The sequence below is a fragment of the Priestia sp. JSM ZJ58 genome (assembly GCF_044383985.1).
GTDB classification, from domain to species: domain Bacteria; phylum Bacillota; class Bacilli; order Bacillales; family Bacillaceae_H; genus Priestia; species Priestia zanthoxyli.
The window spans coordinates 110757-129799 of sequence record NZ_JBISEM010000005.1 but is presented as its reverse complement, the minus strand read 5'-3'; the positions used below and the strand labels follow the sequence as shown (position 1 = coordinate 129799).

Annotated in this window: 17 protein-coding genes; 12 read left to right on the top strand and 5 right to left on the bottom strand. The window is 37.4% G+C overall.

Annotated elements, in window-relative coordinates; all coding sequences use genetic code 11:
• Positions 1-394 precede the first annotated feature (394 nt).
• From cls to ACH6EI_RS25505, 3 genes are all read left to right on the top strand, one after another.
• On the top strand, positions 395-1846 hold the full coding sequence (cls, locus tag ACH6EI_RS25515) for a cardiolipin synthase (protein WP_108674376.1): 1452 nt from the start codon (positions 395-397) through the stop codon (positions 1844-1846).
• Between the two features lie 174 nt (positions 1847-2020).
• Positions 2021-2512, top strand: coding sequence for a YflT domain-containing protein (locus ACH6EI_RS25510; protein ID WP_108674377.1), 492 nt, complete (start codon positions 2021-2023; stop codon positions 2510-2512).
• Positions 2513-2587: 75 nt separating this feature from the next.
• A complete protein-coding gene (locus tag ACH6EI_RS25505) occupies positions 2588-2815 on the top strand; it encodes a hypothetical protein (RefSeq protein WP_108674378.1) in 228 nt (75 codons plus the stop codon).
• 232 nt (positions 2816-3047) lie between these two features.
• Here ACH6EI_RS25505 and ACH6EI_RS25500 read toward each other — a convergent pair whose 3' ends face one another.
• Positions 3048-3257 carry an alpha/beta-type small acid-soluble spore protein gene (locus tag ACH6EI_RS25500; protein ID WP_016762907.1) on the bottom strand — a complete coding sequence of 70 codons (210 nt, stop codon included), beginning with the start codon at positions 3255-3257 and terminating at the stop codon, positions 3048-3050.
• Positions 3258-3527: 270 nt separating this feature from the next.
• Between ACH6EI_RS25500 and ACH6EI_RS25495 the strand changes: the two genes are divergently transcribed.
• Positions 3528-4862, top strand: a complete 1335-nt coding sequence (locus ACH6EI_RS25495) for a prolyl oligopeptidase family serine peptidase (protein ID WP_028414354.1) — start codon at positions 3528-3530, stop codon at positions 4860-4862.
• Positions 4863-4999: 137 nt separating this feature from the next.
• The gene (locus tag ACH6EI_RS25490; RefSeq protein WP_028414353.1) at positions 5000-5998 is read left to right on the top strand and encodes a LacI family DNA-binding transcriptional regulator; all 999 of its coding nucleotides are present in this window, start codon (positions 5000-5002) and stop codon (positions 5996-5998) included.
• Between the two features lie 61 nt (positions 5999-6059).
• On the opposite strand, the gene ACH6EI_RS25485 is transcribed toward ACH6EI_RS25490, so the two are convergent.
• Positions 6060-7340, bottom strand: coding sequence for an MFS transporter (locus tag ACH6EI_RS25485; protein ID WP_033580688.1), 1281 nt, complete (start codon positions 7338-7340; stop codon positions 6060-6062).
• A 424-nt stretch (positions 7341-7764) separates the two neighbouring features.
• Here ACH6EI_RS25485 and iolG point away from each other — a divergent pair, with 424 nt between their 5' ends.
• The 7 genes from iolG (at position 7765) to ACH6EI_RS25450 (ending at position 16442) form a co-directional block, all read left to right on the top strand.
• Positions 7765-8787: an inositol 2-dehydrogenase gene (gene iolG, locus ACH6EI_RS25480; protein WP_028414351.1), complete on the top strand. Its 1023-nt coding sequence runs from the start codon at positions 7765-7767 to the stop codon at positions 8785-8787.
• Positions 8788-8866: 79 nt separating this feature from the next.
• Complete coding sequence (iolC, locus tag ACH6EI_RS25475) at positions 8867-9874, top strand: 5-dehydro-2-deoxygluconokinase (RefSeq protein WP_028414350.1); 1008 nt, start codon at positions 8867-8869, stop codon at positions 9872-9874.
• 73 nt (positions 9875-9947) lie between these two features.
• Entirely contained in the window at positions 9948-11405 is a 1458-nt protein-coding gene (locus tag ACH6EI_RS25470) for a CoA-acylating methylmalonate-semialdehyde dehydrogenase (RefSeq protein WP_028414349.1), read from the top strand.
• Between the two features lie 112 nt (positions 11406-11517).
• Complete coding sequence (gene iolD / locus ACH6EI_RS25465; RefSeq protein WP_098112823.1) at positions 11518-13452, top strand: 3D-(3,5/4)-trihydroxycyclohexane-1,2-dione acylhydrolase (decyclizing); 1935 nt, start codon at positions 11518-11520, stop codon at positions 13450-13452.
• Between the two features lie 84 nt (positions 13453-13536).
• On the top strand, positions 13537-14433 hold the full coding sequence (iolE, locus tag ACH6EI_RS25460) for a myo-inosose-2 dehydratase (RefSeq protein ID WP_098112824.1): 897 nt from the start codon (positions 13537-13539) through the stop codon (positions 14431-14433).
• Positions 14434-14493: 60 nt separating this feature from the next.
• Positions 14494-15519: a LacI family DNA-binding transcriptional regulator gene (locus ACH6EI_RS25455; protein ID WP_033580685.1), complete on the top strand. Its 1026-nt coding sequence runs from the start codon at positions 14494-14496 to the stop codon at positions 15517-15519.
• 134 nt (positions 15520-15653) lie between these two features.
• Positions 15654-16442: a 5-deoxy-glucuronate isomerase gene (locus ACH6EI_RS25450; RefSeq protein WP_098112825.1), complete on the top strand. Its 789-nt coding sequence runs from the start codon at positions 15654-15656 to the stop codon at positions 16440-16442.
• Between the two features lie 244 nt (positions 16443-16686).
• On the opposite strand, the gene ACH6EI_RS25445 is transcribed toward ACH6EI_RS25450, so the two are convergent.
• The 3 genes from ACH6EI_RS25445 to ACH6EI_RS25435 form a co-directional block, all read right to left on the bottom strand.
• Positions 16687-16905, bottom strand: coding sequence for a hypothetical protein (locus tag ACH6EI_RS25445; protein WP_098112826.1), 219 nt, complete (start codon positions 16903-16905; stop codon positions 16687-16689).
• Positions 16906-17254: 349 nt separating this feature from the next.
• Positions 17255-18121 carry a YitT family protein gene (locus tag ACH6EI_RS25440; RefSeq protein ID WP_028414344.1) on the bottom strand — a complete coding sequence of 289 codons (867 nt, stop codon included), beginning with the start codon at positions 18119-18121 and terminating at the stop codon, positions 17255-17257.
• A 383-nt stretch (positions 18122-18504) separates the two neighbouring features.
• The gene (locus tag ACH6EI_RS25435) at positions 18505-18915 is read right to left on the bottom strand and encodes an Lrp/AsnC family transcriptional regulator (RefSeq protein ID WP_028414343.1); all 411 of its coding nucleotides are present in this window, start codon (positions 18913-18915) and stop codon (positions 18505-18507) included.
• Positions 18916-19043 lie beyond the last annotated feature (128 nt).

Sequence of the window (19043 nt, the reverse complement as noted above, 5' to 3'; positions counted from 1 at the left end):
AGTAGAGAAAAAGTGATATGCCCGTTGATAAAAACAGGGAAGGCCATACAAATAAGATTGGAGCACTGCAAGCAAGGATACACGTAAGAATACCTCCAATAAATGCTTTTCTAAATAATTGATAAGCCATATACCCCAGGCTAATACTGACAAATACATTGATGAGGCTAAGAAAAATAAACGAAAAAAACAAATTATCTCCCCCCTTGTTTTTAATACACAATAAAAAGAAATATTTCACATGTTTAGTGTAGCAAAAAAGAAAAAACAATAAAATTTGGATCCTAAAGATGAAAAAGGAAGCCATCTGTGTTATGTATAGTAAAGTGAATGAGAACGTTAAAAAAGGGAATGAGTTAATAAAGCGATATAATAGAAAGAAAGGAGTAAAAGGATGGAATTTGCCCATATCTTTACACTAAGTGTATCTGTTGTAACAGCTATTAATATTTTATTAGCCGGTATTCTTATTTTCATTGAACGAAGAGATATAGGATCTACATGGGCGTGGCTTCTTATTTTATTTTTTATACCAATTGTCGGTTTTATTGTATATCTATTCTTTGGAAGACAGCTAAAACAGAAAAACTTTTATAAATTGTCATCTGATGAGCGGGAATATTTAAGATCTTCAGTGGAAGAGCAATTAAAAGAGCTTAAAGCGACCCATGAATATCGAAATGATTTATTAATCCAACATAATAAACTGCTGTTCACTAATTTAAATTCTTCTAAGTCACTTGTGCGCATCGACAACGAAATTGATATCTTCAGTGACGGTAATCAAAAATTTGAGGCATTGTTTGAGGATATTCGAAATGCTAAAAAAGAAATTAATATTCAATATTATATTATTCAACGAGATAATCTTGGGAAAAAATTAAGAGATGAGCTAACAAAAAAAGCAAAAGAAGGCATAAAGGTTCGCGTTCTTTATGATGAAGTAGGATCTAGAAAAATGACGCCATCATTCTTTAAGGAGCTTATTTCATATGGCGGCGAAGCACAGGCATTTTTCCCTTCAATTCTTCGCTTAATTAATTTTCGGATTAACAATCGAAATCATCGAAAGCTTTGTATTATCGATGGTGAAGTAGCATACATAGGAGGATTTAACGTAGGAGATGAATATTTAGGGTTAGATCCAAAAATGGGTTATTGGAGAGACACTCATTTTCGCATTAAAGGAGAGTCAGTGAACGATATTCAAGGGCGATTCATTTTAGATTGGCATCAAGCAACAAAGCAGCCAATTGAACTGGAACAATTTTTGCATCGTACAGAAACTCATTCTGGAACAGTTCCTGTACAAATTGTAGCAAGCGGTCCCAATTCGACTACCCAGCACCTGAAAAACATGTATATCTCATTGATTATGTCGGCCAAAGAAAGTGTATACCTTCAAACGCCTTACTTTATTCCTGACGCAAGCTTTATGGATGCTTGTAAAATTGCTTTATTATCTGGAGTAGAGATTCATATTATGATTCCAAACAAACCTGATCATCCTTTTGTTTATTGGGCTACGTGGTCTCATGTAGGGGAACTGCTGGCATACGGTGCGAATATTTATCTCTATGAAAAAGGCTTTTTGCATGCTAAAACGATTGTAGTAGATAATGAAGTGTCTTCTGTAGGAACGACGAATATTGATCCGCGAAGTTTCAGCCTTAATTTTGAAGTAAATGCAGTTGTATATGATCAACCTATTGCGGAAAAGTTGCAGAACCTGTTTCTTGAAGACGTACAGTTTAGTTCAAAGTTAACACTTGAACGATATAAGGAGCGCTCTCTGTTTATAAAATTCAAAGAAGCAGTATCTCGCTTGCTGTCACCCATTTTATAGCGAAAACTATTGATATCATGAAAAAGACTTGAATTGTTAGATTTAAGTCTTTTATTTTATTGGTTTCTCCTTGTAAGGAGAGCTAGAGATAAAGTTAAAAAGTTTTACCAAAAAATCCAAGGGTATTAATACTATAACAAGCTAAAAAATGATAATACCTAGGAGGAATAGAAAATGACAAAAAATGTAGTAGGTACGTATGATTCAGAAGAGGCCGTTATTACAGCGATTCGAAATTTAAAAACACAGGGATATCCGGACAGTGCACTTTCTGTTTTGACAAACAGTGGTCCTCATCATGAAAATACAGAAGTGATTGAGCGTTCTGCAGGAATCGATGTGCAAACAGTTGATACAGATCAACACTCAAAGCACCATCAATCCTTTATGGAGAAAATAAAAAATGCTTTTACTTCGTCTGAAGAAAAAATGGATCAAGATGTTAATCAAATCGAAAATCAATTAACCGAATATGGTGTACCTGCTGCGGAAGCTTCCTCGTATGTATCTGATCTTAAAAACGGAAAAGTTTTGCTGATGGTAGACGCCGTTGAGCATGATAAACACAATTCAGCTCTAGGCCAAACAGTGACACCCGCTGAAAGATCAGCTGACCCAATGAATGAAAAAATGCTATACGGCAATCACGAAAATAAAGTAAAGTAACGCCGAAGTAGCTTACTGAGAAAATAAAAGGCTGTGTGCTTAAATAAAAGCTAGTTAACGAAAGGAAGGGGACCGATGAGAAATCTAGAAAAAACGGAATATGAACTTGACTATTTAAAACAGCAGCAAGAAGTTAATCAAGAGCTCATCAAAGTTTCACAGTCTCTTGTTGCTACGTTAAAACAGTATGAAGAAGAACCGAACAATACAGAAGTTTTAGCTGTAATCGCTGACTTAGAAGGTCAGCAAGAACAGCTCAAAGCAAAGACCGAAAAGATATCTGAAGAGCTTGCACATTTATAAAGTGAGATAAAAGAAGTTCCTATAAAAGGAACTTCTTTTTATGTTTTATTATACACAGTCTATTGTGAGAGAAAGACAATCTTATATAACCGGATGTGAACGTTATGGGGGTAGTGATTTTGTTTTAGATACATATAGATGAGAAGGAACGCGATAAGACATTATATAAAAATGGGAAAAAGGAAGAACGGTCATTCGCTCTTCCTCCAGCCGTATTGCTTATGATAGTGATTTAGAAACGTCCGCCGCCAAGTTGCTGTTCAGCCATTTGCACAAGGCGTTTTGTGATTTCTCCGCCTACTGAGCCGTTTGCGCGTGCAGTTGTGTCAGGACCAAGAGTTACGCCAAATTCGCTAGCGATCTCATACTTCATTTGATCGATTGCTTGTTGAGCACCGTGTACTGCTAATTCGTTGCTGCTCTTATTTCTGCTGTTTGCCATCATAATCAACTCCTTTTATAAGGTTAAGATTATGATTTGATTAATAGATAGTTTTTATACATAAAATAAAAAAATTTTTTCAAGGACTTATAGAATATGCTTATTGGAATATAGTTACAAAGTTTTCCACTAGGTAACGGAAAATAATTATGTGTAGAAAGAGAGAGAGGTTACGTAAAATAGAACACAAGTAAGTAAGCGATTACATGATGATCGAGATAGAAAGAGAATTTTAATATTCCTATTCTAATTTAAAAGGAGGAGTCCATCATGTATCAAACATTAAAAAAATATGTACTATTGGCTGTTACATGGAGTCTAGCAATTGGCATTGTACTCTCTTATGAGAAAGAAGCGCTTGCGAAGCAGGCGCACGAAAAAGCTACATCTTATCGTACAGTGACAGAGATATATGACTGGGGAGCGGTGATCACAAAAATTATTATTGACTTAGGTGAACCTGTTCCAACCAATTCACTTACAAAAGAAACGTTTAAGGTGCATGTGGCTCGAAGTGATAGTCGATTAAAACCGTCTTTATTGGAACAAGGAGATCGTACAATAAAAAAAGCCTATGTATCCGATAAAGATGGACAACCAGCCGTACATACTGGAAAATATGCAGTTTTAGAAATGGAAGTTGGACCAGCTGTTTCATTAGGAGCACCACTAAATTATGATGAATATGGTACAGGGTTAAATGCATGGATAGACAGTCAATATACCATTACCCAGCAAAAAGATATCGTAACAAAAAAAGGAAAGTTGTCAGGGCTTGTAGTGAAACAGTTTAAGGGAGAGAAAAGAGAGCTCGTAGATGATTTTACCATTCAAAAAGGTATATATCATAATATGGAATTGGCATACGCAAGTTACGCGCCGAAAAAAGATAAGAAAAAGAATCCGTTAATTATTTGGCTGCATGGAGGAGGAGAGGGAGGAACAGATGCAACAATTCCCTTATCTGCCAATAAAGCTGTTAGCTTTGTCACAAATGACACTCAGGCTTATTTTAAAGGCGCCTACGTTTTAGTACCTCAAGCGCCAACGAAATGGATGGATGGTTATACAGGTGAAGCGGATGGAACTTCGATTTATAAAGAATCACTGATGGCACTAATTCAAGAATATGTTGCTAAAAATCCTGATATTGATCCCAATAGAATCTATATCGGAGGAGCATCTAACGGCGGATATATGACTATGCTTATGATTCGTGATTATCCAAACTATTTTGCAGCAGCATTTCCAGTATGTGAAGGACTAAATGATAGATTAATTACGGATCAAGATCTTGAAAAGATGAAAGAAACGCCTATTTGGTTCGTAGCCGCTAAAAATGATACGGTTCTTCCACCAACGATTAACACTCTTCCAACTTATGAACGTTTGGTGAAAAGCCATGCAAATAATGCTTATTTATCACTATTTGAAGATGTGCATGACACCACGGGTTTATACAAAAATAATGATGGTTCGCCCTATCAGTATAACGGGCATTCATCTTGGATATATCTGTATAATAATGAACCCAACGCTAAAATAAATGGAGCTACAACAACCATAATGGAATGGATGAGCAAGCAATCGTTGAACAACAATTAATCATTTATAAAAAAGCTGTTTCAAGTAGAGCAGCTTTTTTATGTCTCTTTTAAAGCTAAAGCATATATCTAAAATAAACGATTGAATACTTTCGTGATAAAATAAGGAAAGAGATCACGAAGAAAGGAACAGTGAAAGTGAAACCAACCATTTACGATGTTGCGAAAAAAGCAGGGGTATCGATAGCCACTGTATCCAAAGTAATCAATCAGACAGGCCGTATTAGTGAAAAAACGATAAAAAAAGTAAATGAAGTAATGATGGAATTAGATTATCAGCCTAGCAGTGTTGCAGCTGCGTTAACTGGGAAAAAGACATACACAATTGGCGTGCTAGTTCCTGACATCTCTAATCCTTTTTTCGCAGAGGTAGCAAGAGCTTTTGAGAATAGTGCCAGAGCAGCGGGATACACGCTTTTTTTATGCAGTACGGATCATCAAACAGAACGTGAGCATGAATACATAGATCTTTTATTCAAAAAGCAAGTAGATGGAATTATTATCGCAACCGAACTAAATGATACGAAGCTCGTAAAGAAGATTGTGAAGCATGATGTACCACTTGTATTGTTTTCAGTTGATCATCCTTCTATCTCAACGCATGTAGTGACAATTGATAACGTTCGCGGAGGATATATCGCAGGTACGTATTTAATAGAAAAAGGTCATCAATCGGTAACGATTATCACTGAAAAAGATAGAAAAAGCAGTGAGGGGCGATTAGCAGGATTTAAACAAGCGCTCACAGAGGCAAATTTATCACTAGAAAATCAGTCCATTATCAGCTGTTATTCAACAGTAGAAGATAGCAGAAGAGCAAGTAAACAGCTGCTTTCTTTGCCTAATAGGCCGACAGCAGTCTTTGCATGTACGGACTTAATTGGAATATCCCTCATAAATGAGGCAAGAAAGCAGGGGCTTTCAATTCCAGGAGATCTGTCGGTAATTGGATTTGATAATACAATTTATGCCGATATTGCTGAGCCTGGTTTGACAACGATTGAACAACCTATTTCGCAGATGGCAACTAGTACGTTCGAACAGCTGTTAAAGTCTATGAAAAAAGAAGAGCATGCAAAGCAGCGAATAACAATTATTCCAGAACTAGTAGAACGTGCGTCGGTAAAAAAGCTATAAAACAGAGAAAAGAAAAAGCTGCATGTGCCCAGGCACATGCAGCTTTTTTACTTAATAATATTTATAGAGAGACCGGATTTTTGACTTCGTTTATTGTTTCGCCTTTGACTGTTGTTTCTGTTGGAATTGTAAGGAAACCCGTTAAAAAAGCTCCAAAGAAATATAGGCAAGCAAAGATCCAGATTACGCCGCCCGTGCCTAAAAGACCTATGAAAATAGTTACAATTAAAGGGCCTACAAAAGCAGAAAGTCCAGATCCTAAATTCAATACGGACATCGCAGCTCCTTTATTCTCCGGAGCTAAGGAAGGCACTAACGCTGTAAGAGGGACATATCCTGCTAGTGTTGCACCGTAACAGCATGCGACAATCATCATTACCCAATAATTATGTCCTACGAATTGAGGTACATAGTAAAGAGCGAGTGTTACAATTCCGCATCCTACTCCACCAAACCATTTGATTGTATTTACCCAGCCAAATTTATCTCCAACAATACCAAAAATAATATTAAAAGCCATATTCACAAAAAACAGAGTGCCCCAGATTTGAAGCCATTCGCTCATTGTGAAATCGTGTTTCATCATATAGGTTGGCAAGAAGACAACAAATCCAAATTGAGCAGCGGAGTTAATAATCTTTACAACTCCACCGATTCCTACTTTAGGGTTCTCAAATGCAATTGTAATCCCTTTCATTAATTCTTTTGTTTTGTTATCGCTTACTTTTTGAACGGTAAATCTGTCTTTATTCATGATAATTGAAAAGATTCCGCCGATCAAAACAAAAAGTAAACCACTCCACAAGGTAGCAATTTCGCCGATTTTAGGAACCATGTAACTGGAATAAAAAGCTCCGATTACGCTTAAACCAAGCTGGAAGACAAACCAAAACCAGCCTACTGCTTTTGAAAGCATTTCCTGGGGCGTGCGGTAAGACACCCAGACCAAGAATGAGTAAGCAAATAAAGGGTAGCCAAATCCTCTAAGAGCATAACAAATTAATATAATTGTGTAATTCATAATATGAAGTCCTATACCTATAAATCCAATTGAACCAATAATAAAGGATATCAAGCCGAATGCCATTGCTTTTCTAGGACCCCACAGCTGAACCAGTACGCCGGAGAACCAGGAAGAAATAGAGACCGTAATACCGTAAACGGTAAAAAGTAAAGCAGCATGTTCAATGGTTAAACCTCTTTCTACAAGATAAGGAGATAACCATCCTTGTTCTAAGCCATCGCCAATCATAAAAACAATAATACCTATGTATCCCCACGTTAAATGAGAAGGGATCCCAATCCTGTCAAGAGCTGTTTTTCTGGAAATAAATTCATTCATTTTTCCACACCACCAGATCGATTATTTTGTTGAAAACATCAAACTAATTTGGTTAAGCGCTTAATCTATTTGATAAAAAGTATACGCTTACATTTTTTAAACGTCAATTAAAATTTTAAATATATCTAATTTTCAATTAAATGATTTCGACAGTGGAAATAGTAGTAGATAAGATTATAATAACTTGCCCTTATTATAAGAATACTTAAATATAGAGAATTCCCTTAATTTTAAGCATAAATAGATAAAAATAAGGTTTTTCATACTGTACAATCAGATGAATAAAAAACAAATATTCTAAATAATCTATAAAAAACGTTGCATTTCAAAAAACAGTATGTATAATTGGAAATAGGAAAGCGCTTAACCTAAAAATAGGTTTGAGCGAATGTTTTCTTAACTTTTAATTAAAGGGGAAAATAAGATGGGGATTCTTACAATTGGAATAATTGGTGCTGGACGAATAGGTAAATTACATGTTGATAATTTAAAATTAATGCCGCAAATAAAAATTAAAGCGGTTTCAGACGTAGTGGTAGATCATTTGCACGAGTGGGCTGCAAGTAAAGGAATTTCAACGTTAACAACAAATTATCAAGATTTATTAGCAGATTCAGAAATTGATGCCGTTTTCATTTGTTCGCCAACGAATACGCACGCATCGATTATTGAAGAAGCTGCTCGAGCGAAAAAGCATATTTTCTGTGAAAAGCCCGTTAGTTTTTCAGTAGAAGAAACAATCCAAGCGTTAGAAGTAGTAAAAGAACACGGCGTACAGCTTCAAGTTGGCTTTAACCGACGATTTGATCCCAACTTTAAAAAAGTGCATGATCTTGTACAGCAAGGAGAAGTAGGACAGCCGCACATTTTAAAAATCACCTCCAGAGATCCTCAGCCTCCGAGTCCAGAATACGTCCGCGCTTCAGGAGGATTGTTCATGGATATGATGATTCATGATTTTGATATGGCTCGTTATGTAATGGACAGTGAAGTAATTGAAGTATCGGCTTACGGGACGACGCTCATCGATCCTGCTATTGAAGAAGCAGGAGATATAGATACGGCAATTGTGTCATTAAAATTTGCAAACGGAGCTTTAGGCGTGATTGATAACAGTCGTCAAGCTGTCTACGGTTACGACCAGCGCCTTGAAGTTTTTGGTGAAAAAGGTTCCGCTACTGCTGATAATTGCCGTCCAACTACAGTAGAAATATCAACAGGCGAAAGTGTAGTGAAAGAGAAGCCGCTATATTTCTTCCTTGAACGCTATACACAAGCATATATAGATGAAGTAACACAGTTTGCAAGAGCAATTATGGAAAATCAAAGCGTAATTTGTACAGGTAACGATGGATTACAGGCAGAACGAATTGCTAAAGCAGCAAAAAAATCTTTACTATCAGGGCAGCCAGTGAAGATTGAACATAAAAAATACGCAGTGAATTAATGATAGAAATGTGGGCTGAAAGAGAATATCTTGCTCTTTTCGCCTTTTTAGGAAAGCGCTTAACTAAGGAGGAGTAAAGATGAATCCGCTTGTTTTTAAAGAAAATCGTGAGTTAGATTTTATCGCTATCGGTCGCTTATGTATTGATTTAAATGCAAATGAAACACAGCGTCCAATGGAAGAGACTAAAACATTCACTAAATATGTAGGAGGCTCTCCAGCTAATATTGCGATTGGAGCAGCAAGGCTAGGCTTAAAAACCGGTTTTATCGGAAAAGTATCAGATGATCAAATGGGCCGCTTCATTACTGGGTATCTTCAAAAAAATAAGATTAATACAGATAGTATTGCTGTCGATAAAACAGGGGCTGTAACGGGGCTTGCTTTTACGGAAATCAAGAGCCCTACAGATTGCAGCATCTTAATGTATCGAGATAACGTAGCGGATTTAAAACTAGATCCTACAGAAGTATCAGAAGAATATATTAAGAAGTCAAAGGCTCTTTTAATATCTGGAACTGCTCTTGCACAAAGTCCTTCTCGTGAAGCTGTATTTCTAGCATTAGAATACGCACGCAAGCATGAAGTTGTAGTGTTTTTTGATATTGACTATCGTCCATATACATGGGAATCGGAAGCTGAAACGGCAGTCTATTTTAATTTAGCTGCTGAAAAATCAGATGTGATTATTGGTACGCGAGAAGAGTTTGACATGATGGAAAAACTTTTAAATTATAAAGAATCTAATGATCAAGTAACAGCAGAGCGCTGGTTTTCTCACCATGCTCAAATCGTCGTGATTAAGCATGGTGGAGAAGGATCTATTGCCTATACAAGAGATGGTAAGTCTCACCGTGGAGGAATATTTAAAACAAAAGTTCTGAAAACGTTTGGTGCTGGTGATTCCTATGCTTCAGCCTTTATTTATGGATTGATGCAAGGACTGGAAATTCCACAGGCAATGCGATTGGGGGGGGCCTCCGCTTCGATTGTCATTTCAAGACACAGTTGTTCAGATGCTATGCCGACAAGCGTTGAGCTCTTCAACTTTATGGAGACAGCAACTGAAGTTTTGCAGGAAGCCTAATAAACAAAGGGAAAATCTTGAGAGATTAAAGGAATAGAAGCTTATTAAAATGAGATAAAGGGAGAGATATTCTATGACGCAAACAGCAGTAAAAACAGTAAAAAACTATATTGGTGGACAATGGATTGAATCAGCTGCATCAAAAACGGAACCTGTGTATAACCCAGCAACAGGTGAATTAATCGCACAGGTACCTCTTTCTACAAAAGAAGACGTAGATCAAGCGGTGCAAGCAGCAAATGAAGCGTTCAAAGGGTGGGCAAAAACAGCTGTGCCTAAACGTGCACGAATTTTATTCAAGTATCAGCAGCTATTAGTAGATAACTGGGATGAATTAGCAAAGTTAGTGACAGTTGAAAACGGAAAAAGCTTTAACGAAGCGCGAGGTGAAGTGCAGCGTGGAATTGAATGCGTAGAATTCGCGGCAGGAGCTCCTACGTTAATGATGGGGAAACAGCTTCCTGATATTGCAACAGATATTGAGTCTGGCATGTACCGCTATCCAATTGGCGTCATTGGAGGAATTACACCGTTCAATTTTCCAATGATGGTTCCTTGCTGGATGTTCCCGCTTGCGATCGCTTGCGGCAATACATTTGTGTTAAAGCCTTCTGAGCGTACGCCGCTGTTAGCTGCAAGATTAGCTGAGCTGTTTGAAGAAGCTGGTTTGCCAAAAGGTGTATTAAATATTGTAAACGGCGCGCATGATGTGGTAAACGGTCTTCTTGAACATAAATTAGTGAAAGCTATTTCGTTTGTAGGTTCCCAGCCTGTAGCTGAGTACGTGTACAAAAAAGGTACGGAAAACTTAAAGCGTGTTCAAGCTTTAGCCGGTGCTAAAAACCATTCAATTGTATTAAATGATGCAGATTTGAACGTAGCAACAAAACAAATTATCGGAGCCGCTTTTGGTTCAGCAGGTGAACGCTGTATGGCAGCATCTGTTGTTACTGTACAAGAAGAAATTGCGGATCAGCTAATTGAAAGATTAGTAGAGGAAGCAAATGATATTGTAATTGGGGACGGCTTAGAAGAAAACGTCTTCTTAGGACCAGTCATTCGTGAAAATCATAAAGAGCGTACGCTCAGCTATATTGAATCAGGCGTGCAAGAAGGAGCGGAGCTTATTCGTGACGGTCGCACAGATGCAGCAGTAAATGGCAAGGGCTACTTTGTCGGACCAACGATTTTTGATCATGTTACGCAAGAAATGAAAATTTGGCAAGATGAAATTTTTGCACCTGTGCTGTCTATTGTACGTGTGAAAACATTAGAAGAAGCTATTGAAGTAGCTAATAACTCTCGATTTGCAAACGGTGCTTGTATTTATACAGATAGCGGCGCAAGCGTACGTGAGTTCCGTGAAAATATTGAATCTGGTATGTTAGGAGTAAATGTAGGGGTACCGGCACCTATGGCATTCTTCCCATTCTCTGGCTGGAAAGATTCTTTTTACGGTGATCTTCATGCAAATGGTACGGACGGCGTGGAGTTTTATACAAGAAAGAAAATGGTAACAACGCGCTGGTAAGTGATTCATTAAAAATCGCATTCCATTTTAAAAGGAGGTATCAGGAATTAAAGATATTCCTTATGCTTCCTTTTTTAAAATCGCAATCTAGTATTAGAAGGGAGAAAGAAGCATGGAAACAGTTAGAATGACGACGGCACAAGCATTAGTGAAGTTTTTAAATCAGCAGTATGTTGAATTTGATGGAAAGCAGCATCAGTTTATTAAAGGGATTTTTACAATTTTCGGGCACGGAAATGTAGTAGGTCTTGGGCAAGCTTTGGAAGAAGACCCAGGAAATCTAGATGTATATCAAGGACGTAATGAACAAGGAATGGCCAATGCAGCGATGGCTTTTGCAAAACAAAAACATCGAAAGCAGATTATGGCTTGCACATCTTCAGTAGGACCAGGTTCGGCAAATATGGTTACAACGGCAGCAACAGCTTCAGCTAATAACATTCCAGTTTTGTTGCTTCCCGGCGATGTATTTGCAACTAGACAGCCTGATCCTGTTTTGCAGCAAATTGAACAGTCATATGATTTATCTATTTCTACAAACGATGCTTTCCGTCCAGTGAGTAAGTACTGGGATCGCGTAAGCCGCCCTGAACAATTGATGACAGCTATGATTAATGCGATACGTGTGTTAACGAATCCTGCAGATACGGGAGCTGTAACTATTTGTTTGCCTCAAGATGTGCAGGGAGAAGCATGGGACTTTCCAGCTTATTTCTTCCAAAAGCGCGTTCACCGCATTGAGCGTCGCCTTCCGACTAGGGACAGTCTAGCAGATGCAATTCAAGCAATAAAAACAAAGAAAAAGCCAATCATCATTTGCGGAGGAGGCGTTCGGTATTCAGAAGCTGCAAAAGAGTTAAAACAATTTGCTAGTGAGTTCCATATTCCATTTGGAGAAACTCAAGCTGGGAAAAGTGCCGTTGAAAGCGACTATCGCTATAATCTTGGCGGAATAGGTGTAACAGGAAACTCAGCTGCTAATACAATCGCTAAAGATGCGGATTTAGTAATTGGAGTAGGCACTCGATTTACTGATTTTACAACAGCATCTAAACAGCTTTTTCAACATCCCGACGTGCAATTTCTTACTATTAACACGTCTGAATTTCATGCAAATAAACTGGATGCCGTGAAGCTTGTAGCTGATGCAAAAGAAGGGTTGTTTGCTCTTAGGAAAGAGCTCATGTCAATTGGCTATCAGTCTGGTTACACGACAGAAATTGCAAGTGCAAAAGACGCATGGGAAGCAGAATTAGAGCGTCTACATAGCATACGTTTTACAGGGGCAGATTTTATTCCAGAAATAAAAGGTCATTTAGATGAAAGCTTAGCTGAATATGCAGAATCACTTGGTACTCAATTAACGCAAACAGAAGTAATTGGAGAGGTGAATAAGCTCCTTGATGACAACTCCGTCATTGTTGGTGCAGCTGGAAGTCTTCCAGGTGACTTACAGAGAATGTGGAAGTCTAATAAACCCAATACCTATCATATGGAATATGGATATTCATGTATGGGATATGAAGTATCAGGTGCACTTGGAGTTAAGCTGGCTGAACCAGCTAAAGAAGTGTATGCGATGGTTGGAGATGGAAGCTATCAAATGCTGCATTCAGAGCTCATTACAAGCCTTCAAGAAAGAAAAAAGATAAATATTTTACTGTTTGATAACTCCGGATTTGGATGTATTAATAATCTTCAAATGTCAAATGGAATGGGGAGTTTTGGAACAGAGTTTCGCTATCGCAACGATGAAACAGGAAAATTAAACGGAAACGTGATGAAAATTGATTTTGCAGCCAGCGCCGCAGGCTACGGTGTAAAAACATATCGTGTAAGCTCTCTTGAAGAACTAAAAACGGCAATGGAAGATTCACAAAAACAAGAGACTTCTACATTAATTGATATTAAAGTGCTACCCAAAACTATGACAAACGGTTATGAATCGTGGTGGCATGTAGGAGTAGCAGAGGTATCTGAAAATCACCATGTACAAGAAGCCTATAAGGATAAAGTGAAAAATCTTGAAATGGCCAGAGGTTATTAACAAGCAAGAGAAATGGCCGATGTTGAGGGGAAACATTCGGTGAATATAATAGCGTTTTCAATTTGATATAGGGGAGAGGAAGACATGTTCAAGGAAAACACGGTCAAACTGGGGATTGCTCCAATCGCTTGGACAAATGATGACATGCCTGAACTAGGAGCTGAAAATACATTTGAACAGTGTATCAGTGAGATGGCTTTAACCGGTTTTAAAGGAAGTGAGGTAGGAAACAAATATCCGCGAAATGTTTCGATCTTAAGGAAGGCATTATCACTTCGGAATTTAGAAATTGCAAGCGCATGGTTTAGTACATTTTTAACGACAAAGCCGCTGGAAGAAACGGTGACGCCATTTATTGAACATCGCGATTTTTTATACGAAATGGGAGCAAAAGTAATTGTTGTATCTGAACAAGGACACAGCATTCAAGGGATGATGGATGTACCTTTATTCAAAGACAAGCCCGTGTTCACGCCAACAGAGTGGAGCAGCCTTATAGAAGGCCTGCACTATCTTGGGAAACTAGCAAGAGAGAAAGATATGCATATTGTCTATCATCATCACATGGGAACAGGCGTCCAAACAACAGAAGAAATTGAGCAGCTAATGGAGCTTACCAATCCAGAGCTTGTTTCGCTCCTATTTGATACCGGTCATCTTGTTTTTTCAGGCGAAGAACCTCTTTATATCTTAAAAAAATATCTTCATCGTATTAAACATGTTCATTTAAAAGATATTCGCCAAGAAGTAGTTGATCGAGTCAAACAACAAGACCTGAGCTTCTTGCAAGCGGTAAAAGAAGGAGCCTTTACTGTTCCAGGCGACGGAGTTATTGAATTTGATGAAGTATTTACTACGCTTGCCGCTTCTGATTATAACGGCTGGTTTGTCGTAGAAGCAGAACAGGATCCAGCGCTTGCTAATCCTTTTGAATATGCGTTAAAAGCAAGAAACTTTATTAAAGAAAAAAGCGGTCTTTAATTTCTATTGTAAAAGGTTTTACGCCTTTTATATGTTTATGAAAGGAAAGGAGGAGATGAAATGAAGCCAACCATCTATAGTGTGGCTGAAGAAGCAGGTGTATCAATTTCCACCGTATCAAAAGTTATCAATCAAACCGGTCACATTAGTGAAAGAACAAGACAAAAAGTAATTGAGGTTATGGGGCAGTTGAATTACCATCCAAGCGTCGTAGCATCTGCTTTAACAGGAAAGCCTACTAAAACGATTGGGCTTCTCGTACCCGACATCTCCAACCCTTTTTTTGCCGATTTGGCAAGAAGCATAGAAGACCGAAGTCATGAGCGAGGTTTCCATGTTGTAATGTGTAATACCGATAACGATGCGGAAAAAGAGAAAAAATATCTATCGCTGTTAATTCGTCAGAGAATCGACGGTTTAATTGTAGCATCTGCTTTTCGCAATGCTAATCTTTTAAAAAATATGCTGAAGCAAGATATACCCATTAGCGTTATTGCTTCAGAAATCCCTCACATATCTGTTAATACAGTGACAGTGGATGACTATAAGGGAAGCTATTTGGCGACTGATTATTTGCTATCTTTGCATCATAAAAAAATTGCGATTATTACAGAAAATGCAAAAAGTAATCACGCCCGTTTAGATGCTTTTCGAGATGCCATGCAAGAAAATGGAATCACTGTGTTACCTCAGCACGTTATTACGACCGAAGCAAGTATTCAAAAAGGATATGAAAGTGCTAAGCAAATTTTTTTAATGAAGGAGAAAGTGACGGCTATTTTTGCTTGTAACGATTTACTGGCTATTGGCGTCATACAAGCGGCAAAAGAATTCAACATTGATGTGCCGAATGACTTATCAGTGATTGGCTTTGATAATACCGTCCTTTCTACTACCATCACGCCCATGTTGACGACGGTAGCACAACCGACAAAAGAAATGGCTGTAAACGTAGTGGATTTGCTGGTTAGAGAAATGGAATACTCAACGATGCATAAAGAACATTTACTTCTTGAGCCGAAATTGATTGTCCGGAAATCGACGGCTCCGTTACGAAGAAACGCCACAGCATCTGCAAATAATTGAATACAATCAAGAGTATTGCTGTTAATAAAAACTCTTCACAGTCACATATTCAAAAGAATGTATAAAGTCTATGAAGAAAAAATGAGTGATTAGTAAATTCTGATTGTGCTACTACATAAAGGAGGAAGTTAAACATGCTAGGTAAATTAGGTGAATTAAATAAAGGATACAACGTACTTACAGAAATGGCCGGTCAGCACAAAGATATGCTGATGGATATTGGGATTTATAATATGTCTCAAGGAAAAGAGGAAACTTTACTAGACAGCAGCAATGAAACGGCTATTCTTTTACTAGAAGGAAAGGTAAAGCTAGAGTGGGAAGGACATTCGAGAGAAATTCAGCGTGAGTCTCTTTTTGAAGAAGAGCCTTGGTGTTTGCACGTTTCGAAAAATGTGGAGGTTAAAATTACCGCGCTTGCCAATAGTGAAGTACTAGTTCAAAAAACGGATAATGAAAAAGAATTTTCATCAAAATTATATACGCCTGAAGACTGTCAAAATACAGTAGCTGGTGAAGGAGTATGGGAAGGTACCGCTCAGCGTGTCATTCGGACAATCTTTGATTATAATAACGCTCCTTATTCTAACCTTGTTATTGGAGAAGTTATTTCTTATCCAGGAAGATGGTCGAGCTATCCGCCTCATCATCATGACCAGCCTGAAGTATATTACTATCGTTTTGACAAGCCGCAAGGATTTGGCTGTGCAATGGTTGGAGAAGATGCATACCGTGTAGTTGATAATAGTTTTATTACAATTCCAGGTGAATTAGATCATCCTCAAGCAACGGCTCCTGGCTATGCGATGTACTTCTGCTGGATGATTCGCCATCTTGACAATAATCCATGGACAGACCGTATTATGGAAGAAGAGCATAAGTGGTTATTAGAGCCGGATGCAAAAATTTGGCCTGAAAAATAAATAAAACTCTTTATACGAAATGGGTTTCAAATGTTGAAAAGCCTCGAATAAAAAAATAATTATGCGTAAAATAATAGTTTATTTTTGTAAAATATGTTTTTATATGTTAAAGTATAGCTTGTATTAATATTCAGGCGATGATATCGCTCTTTTTGGCAGATTCCTTTTTTAGGAGTCTCTTTTTTTTCTAAACAGAAGCAAGAGATCGTATGTCAATCAAAAAAAAGGAGATAAGCGTAGCCGCTTATCTCCTTTTCTTTTTAGCATTATCTAACGCTAAGTTCTTTTTCACTACTTTTTCTAAAGCAACTTCCACGTGAACATTTTTTTCATCGATGTCATTCACAAGCACGACGGTTCCTTTTCGTCCCTTAATATTTAAATCATCACCCGTAGAAGGAATGTTTTCCCTCAGCTGGCTTAATAGAAGCTTTCTGTTTTCAAAAAAGTGGACAGCCACCATTTTATCTCACCTAATTTCATATGATATGTGTGATACAAAGATGTGTATATGAAATCCTTCCTATACGTTATGTCGTCAGGGGTGGTTTTAGAACACGTTGAATAGACAATTGTTGCATCGATATATGAAATAAATAGGGTGGCATAGTTATAAATCTTCTATTCTTGGACATACTTATACTACTAATCTAAAAAGGGATGTGGATGAAAATGAAGGTGGCTATCGGATTAAGTGTATTTACGGTCTTTACAGGAGCAATTGCGTTAGGGTCAGTTTACTTTTTAGCAGGGATCTTTTCGTTTTTCTTAACGGTTTTTTCATAAAAAAATCCACCAAGAGGTGGATTTTTTTATTTAGCAGCGGCTTTTGTTTCATGAGGCGAATTGCCGATAAATCCAAATTTTCCGCCGACAACTTCTTTTACTTCGTGGATGACAATAAAAGAATTCGGATCAATTTGCTGGATTTTCTTTTTAATTTTTAATAACTCGTTCTTTTTAATAACAACGTAGATAATGCGTTTATCTTTGTTGGCGTAGTAGCCATATCCATAAAAGATGGTAGCTGCATTTCCAAATTCACTGGTGATCACTTGCGCAATGTCTTTGTACTGATCAGACATAATCGTCATTGCTTTTTTGTTGTGGAAACCTTCGATAACAACATCGACGATTTTAGCACAAAGATAGACGAATATAAAAGTATAGAGGGTATTGTTGACGCCAATAGCAAAAACCGATGCTAAAATAATGACGCTGTCCATGTAGAACATGCTTTTCGAGATATTGTAGCCTTTTGTGTAGTTTAATAAATAAGCTAAAAGAGTTGTGCCGCCGGTAGATCCATCCGCGATAAAAATGAGTGCCAGTCCTGTTCCCATTAGTAAAGCCCCGAATACAATTCCTAAAATCATGTCGTGAACGTGAAAAGGAATATAGCTGACCAGACCTAAGAAAACGGACGTCATGACAGCTCCTAGAATCGTATAGAGAATCGTTTTTTTAGTTAGAAATTTATAAGCTAAGGCAATGAATACAAGGTTCACAAGAAATGTGCTGATACTTGTAGGGATATGAAATAAATAATATAAAACAAGAGCAATACCAACCGTACTTCCGTCACCTAATTTATTTGGAATGACAAAAAAGTCAATGGATGCAGCAACTAAAAGCGCTCCGGCAATAATTAAAATGATGTCTTTATAGATTGTTTTCAATATGCAAACCTCCCTGATCATTAGGATATTTTCACGTGGAATCTTGTTTTTAGTAGTGTTTCACAAATGATAAAATAAAAAACGTCTTAGAAATTGTCTAGTTATAAAACTGATCAACTTCTAAGACGAAGAATTACGATACGTGTATAATGTCTTGAGTCTGCTTTTCTATGCTTCGATGTCACCGATTATATAAACCTCTGACCGCTATGTCAACGCTATGAGAGATGTTCAACTTTTCAAAAAATAGAAGGCGGTTTCCTACATAAAAAAAGAATCCTTTGCGACGGCGCAAAGGATTTTCAAATTTATTGGAATAGGGGGAATACGTTATTAGGATTACCATTTTCATAAATTAATATACCTTTATTTTTTAAAAAAATTTATTTGTTAATGACGATTGAAAGTTTGTAATTCACATGCTGATTTAGCTCTGTCAAAAAATCATTTAATTCTTCATTCGAATGAAATTTACATTCTAGTAAGTAGCAGCCATCGCCGCTGATTTTAAAGTTGTTGATGACGTACTTCTTCTGACTTTCTACAAATGTAAGGTAGGGGTGGTGATGAATGCTCTGCGTATAGATATTTAAAAATGCATGGACGGTGTAGCCAAGTTTTCGTTCATCAATGTTAATTGTATAGCCTTTGATAATGCCTTCATCTTCTAACTTTAATACTCTAGCAGAAGCGGCTTGTCCGGTTAAATGCACTTTTTCTCCTAATTCTTTCATCTTCATACGTCCATTTTTTGATAGCTCTTCTAGTATGCGCTTATCTGTATTATCTAACATCGCTACAAATCCTTTCGTATTTCAAATCAAAAGGGTTAACTACTTTATGTCACCTATGTATACGGATACGTCTTCTATTTTATACTAAAGAAAAGTAAGAAAAAAGAGCAGTCAATATGGAAGACATG

Excerpts from the sequence above, each read along its gene's own strand:
- cls (WP_108674376.1), top strand. The coding sequence starts at position 395 with ATGGAATTTGCCCATATCTTTACACTAAGTGTATCTGTTGTAACAGCT.
- ACH6EI_RS25510 (WP_108674377.1), top strand. The coding sequence starts at position 2,021 with ATGACAAAAAATGTAGTAGGTACGTATGATTCAGAAGAGGCCGTTATT.
- ACH6EI_RS25505 (WP_108674378.1), top strand. The coding sequence starts at position 2,588 with ATGAGAAATCTAGAAAAAACGGAATATGAACTTGACTATTTAAAACAG.
- ACH6EI_RS25500 (WP_016762907.1), bottom strand. The coding sequence starts at position 3,257 with ATGGCAAACAGCAGAAATAAGAGCAGCAACGAATTAGCAGTACACGGT.
- ACH6EI_RS25495 (WP_028414354.1), top strand. The coding sequence starts at position 3,528 with ATGTATCAAACATTAAAAAAATATGTACTATTGGCTGTTACATGGAGT.
- ACH6EI_RS25485 (WP_033580688.1), bottom strand. The coding sequence starts at position 7,340 with ATGAATGAATTTATTTCCAGAAAAACAGCTCTTGACAGGATTGGGATC.
- iolG (WP_028414351.1), top strand. The coding sequence starts at position 7,765 with ATGGGGATTCTTACAATTGGAATAATTGGTGCTGGACGAATAGGTAAA.
- iolC (WP_028414350.1), top strand. The coding sequence starts at position 8,867 with ATGAATCCGCTTGTTTTTAAAGAAAATCGTGAGTTAGATTTTATCGCT.
- ACH6EI_RS25470 (WP_028414349.1), top strand. The coding sequence starts at position 9,948 with ATGACGCAAACAGCAGTAAAAACAGTAAAAAACTATATTGGTGGACAA.
- iolD (WP_098112823.1), top strand. The coding sequence starts at position 11,518 with ATGGAAACAGTTAGAATGACGACGGCACAAGCATTAGTGAAGTTTTTA.
- iolE (WP_098112824.1), top strand. The coding sequence starts at position 13,537 with ATGTTCAAGGAAAACACGGTCAAACTGGGGATTGCTCCAATCGCTTGG.
- ACH6EI_RS25455 (WP_033580685.1), top strand. The coding sequence starts at position 14,494 with ATGAAGCCAACCATCTATAGTGTGGCTGAAGAAGCAGGTGTATCAATT.
- ACH6EI_RS25450 (WP_098112825.1), top strand. The coding sequence starts at position 15,654 with ATGCTAGGTAAATTAGGTGAATTAAATAAAGGATACAACGTACTTACA.
- ACH6EI_RS25445 (WP_098112826.1), bottom strand. The coding sequence starts at position 16,905 with ATGGTGGCTGTCCACTTTTTTGAAAACAGAAAGCTTCTATTAAGCCAG.
- ACH6EI_RS25435 (WP_028414343.1), bottom strand. The coding sequence starts at position 18,915 with ATGTTAGATAATACAGATAAGCGCATACTAGAAGAGCTATCAAAAAAT.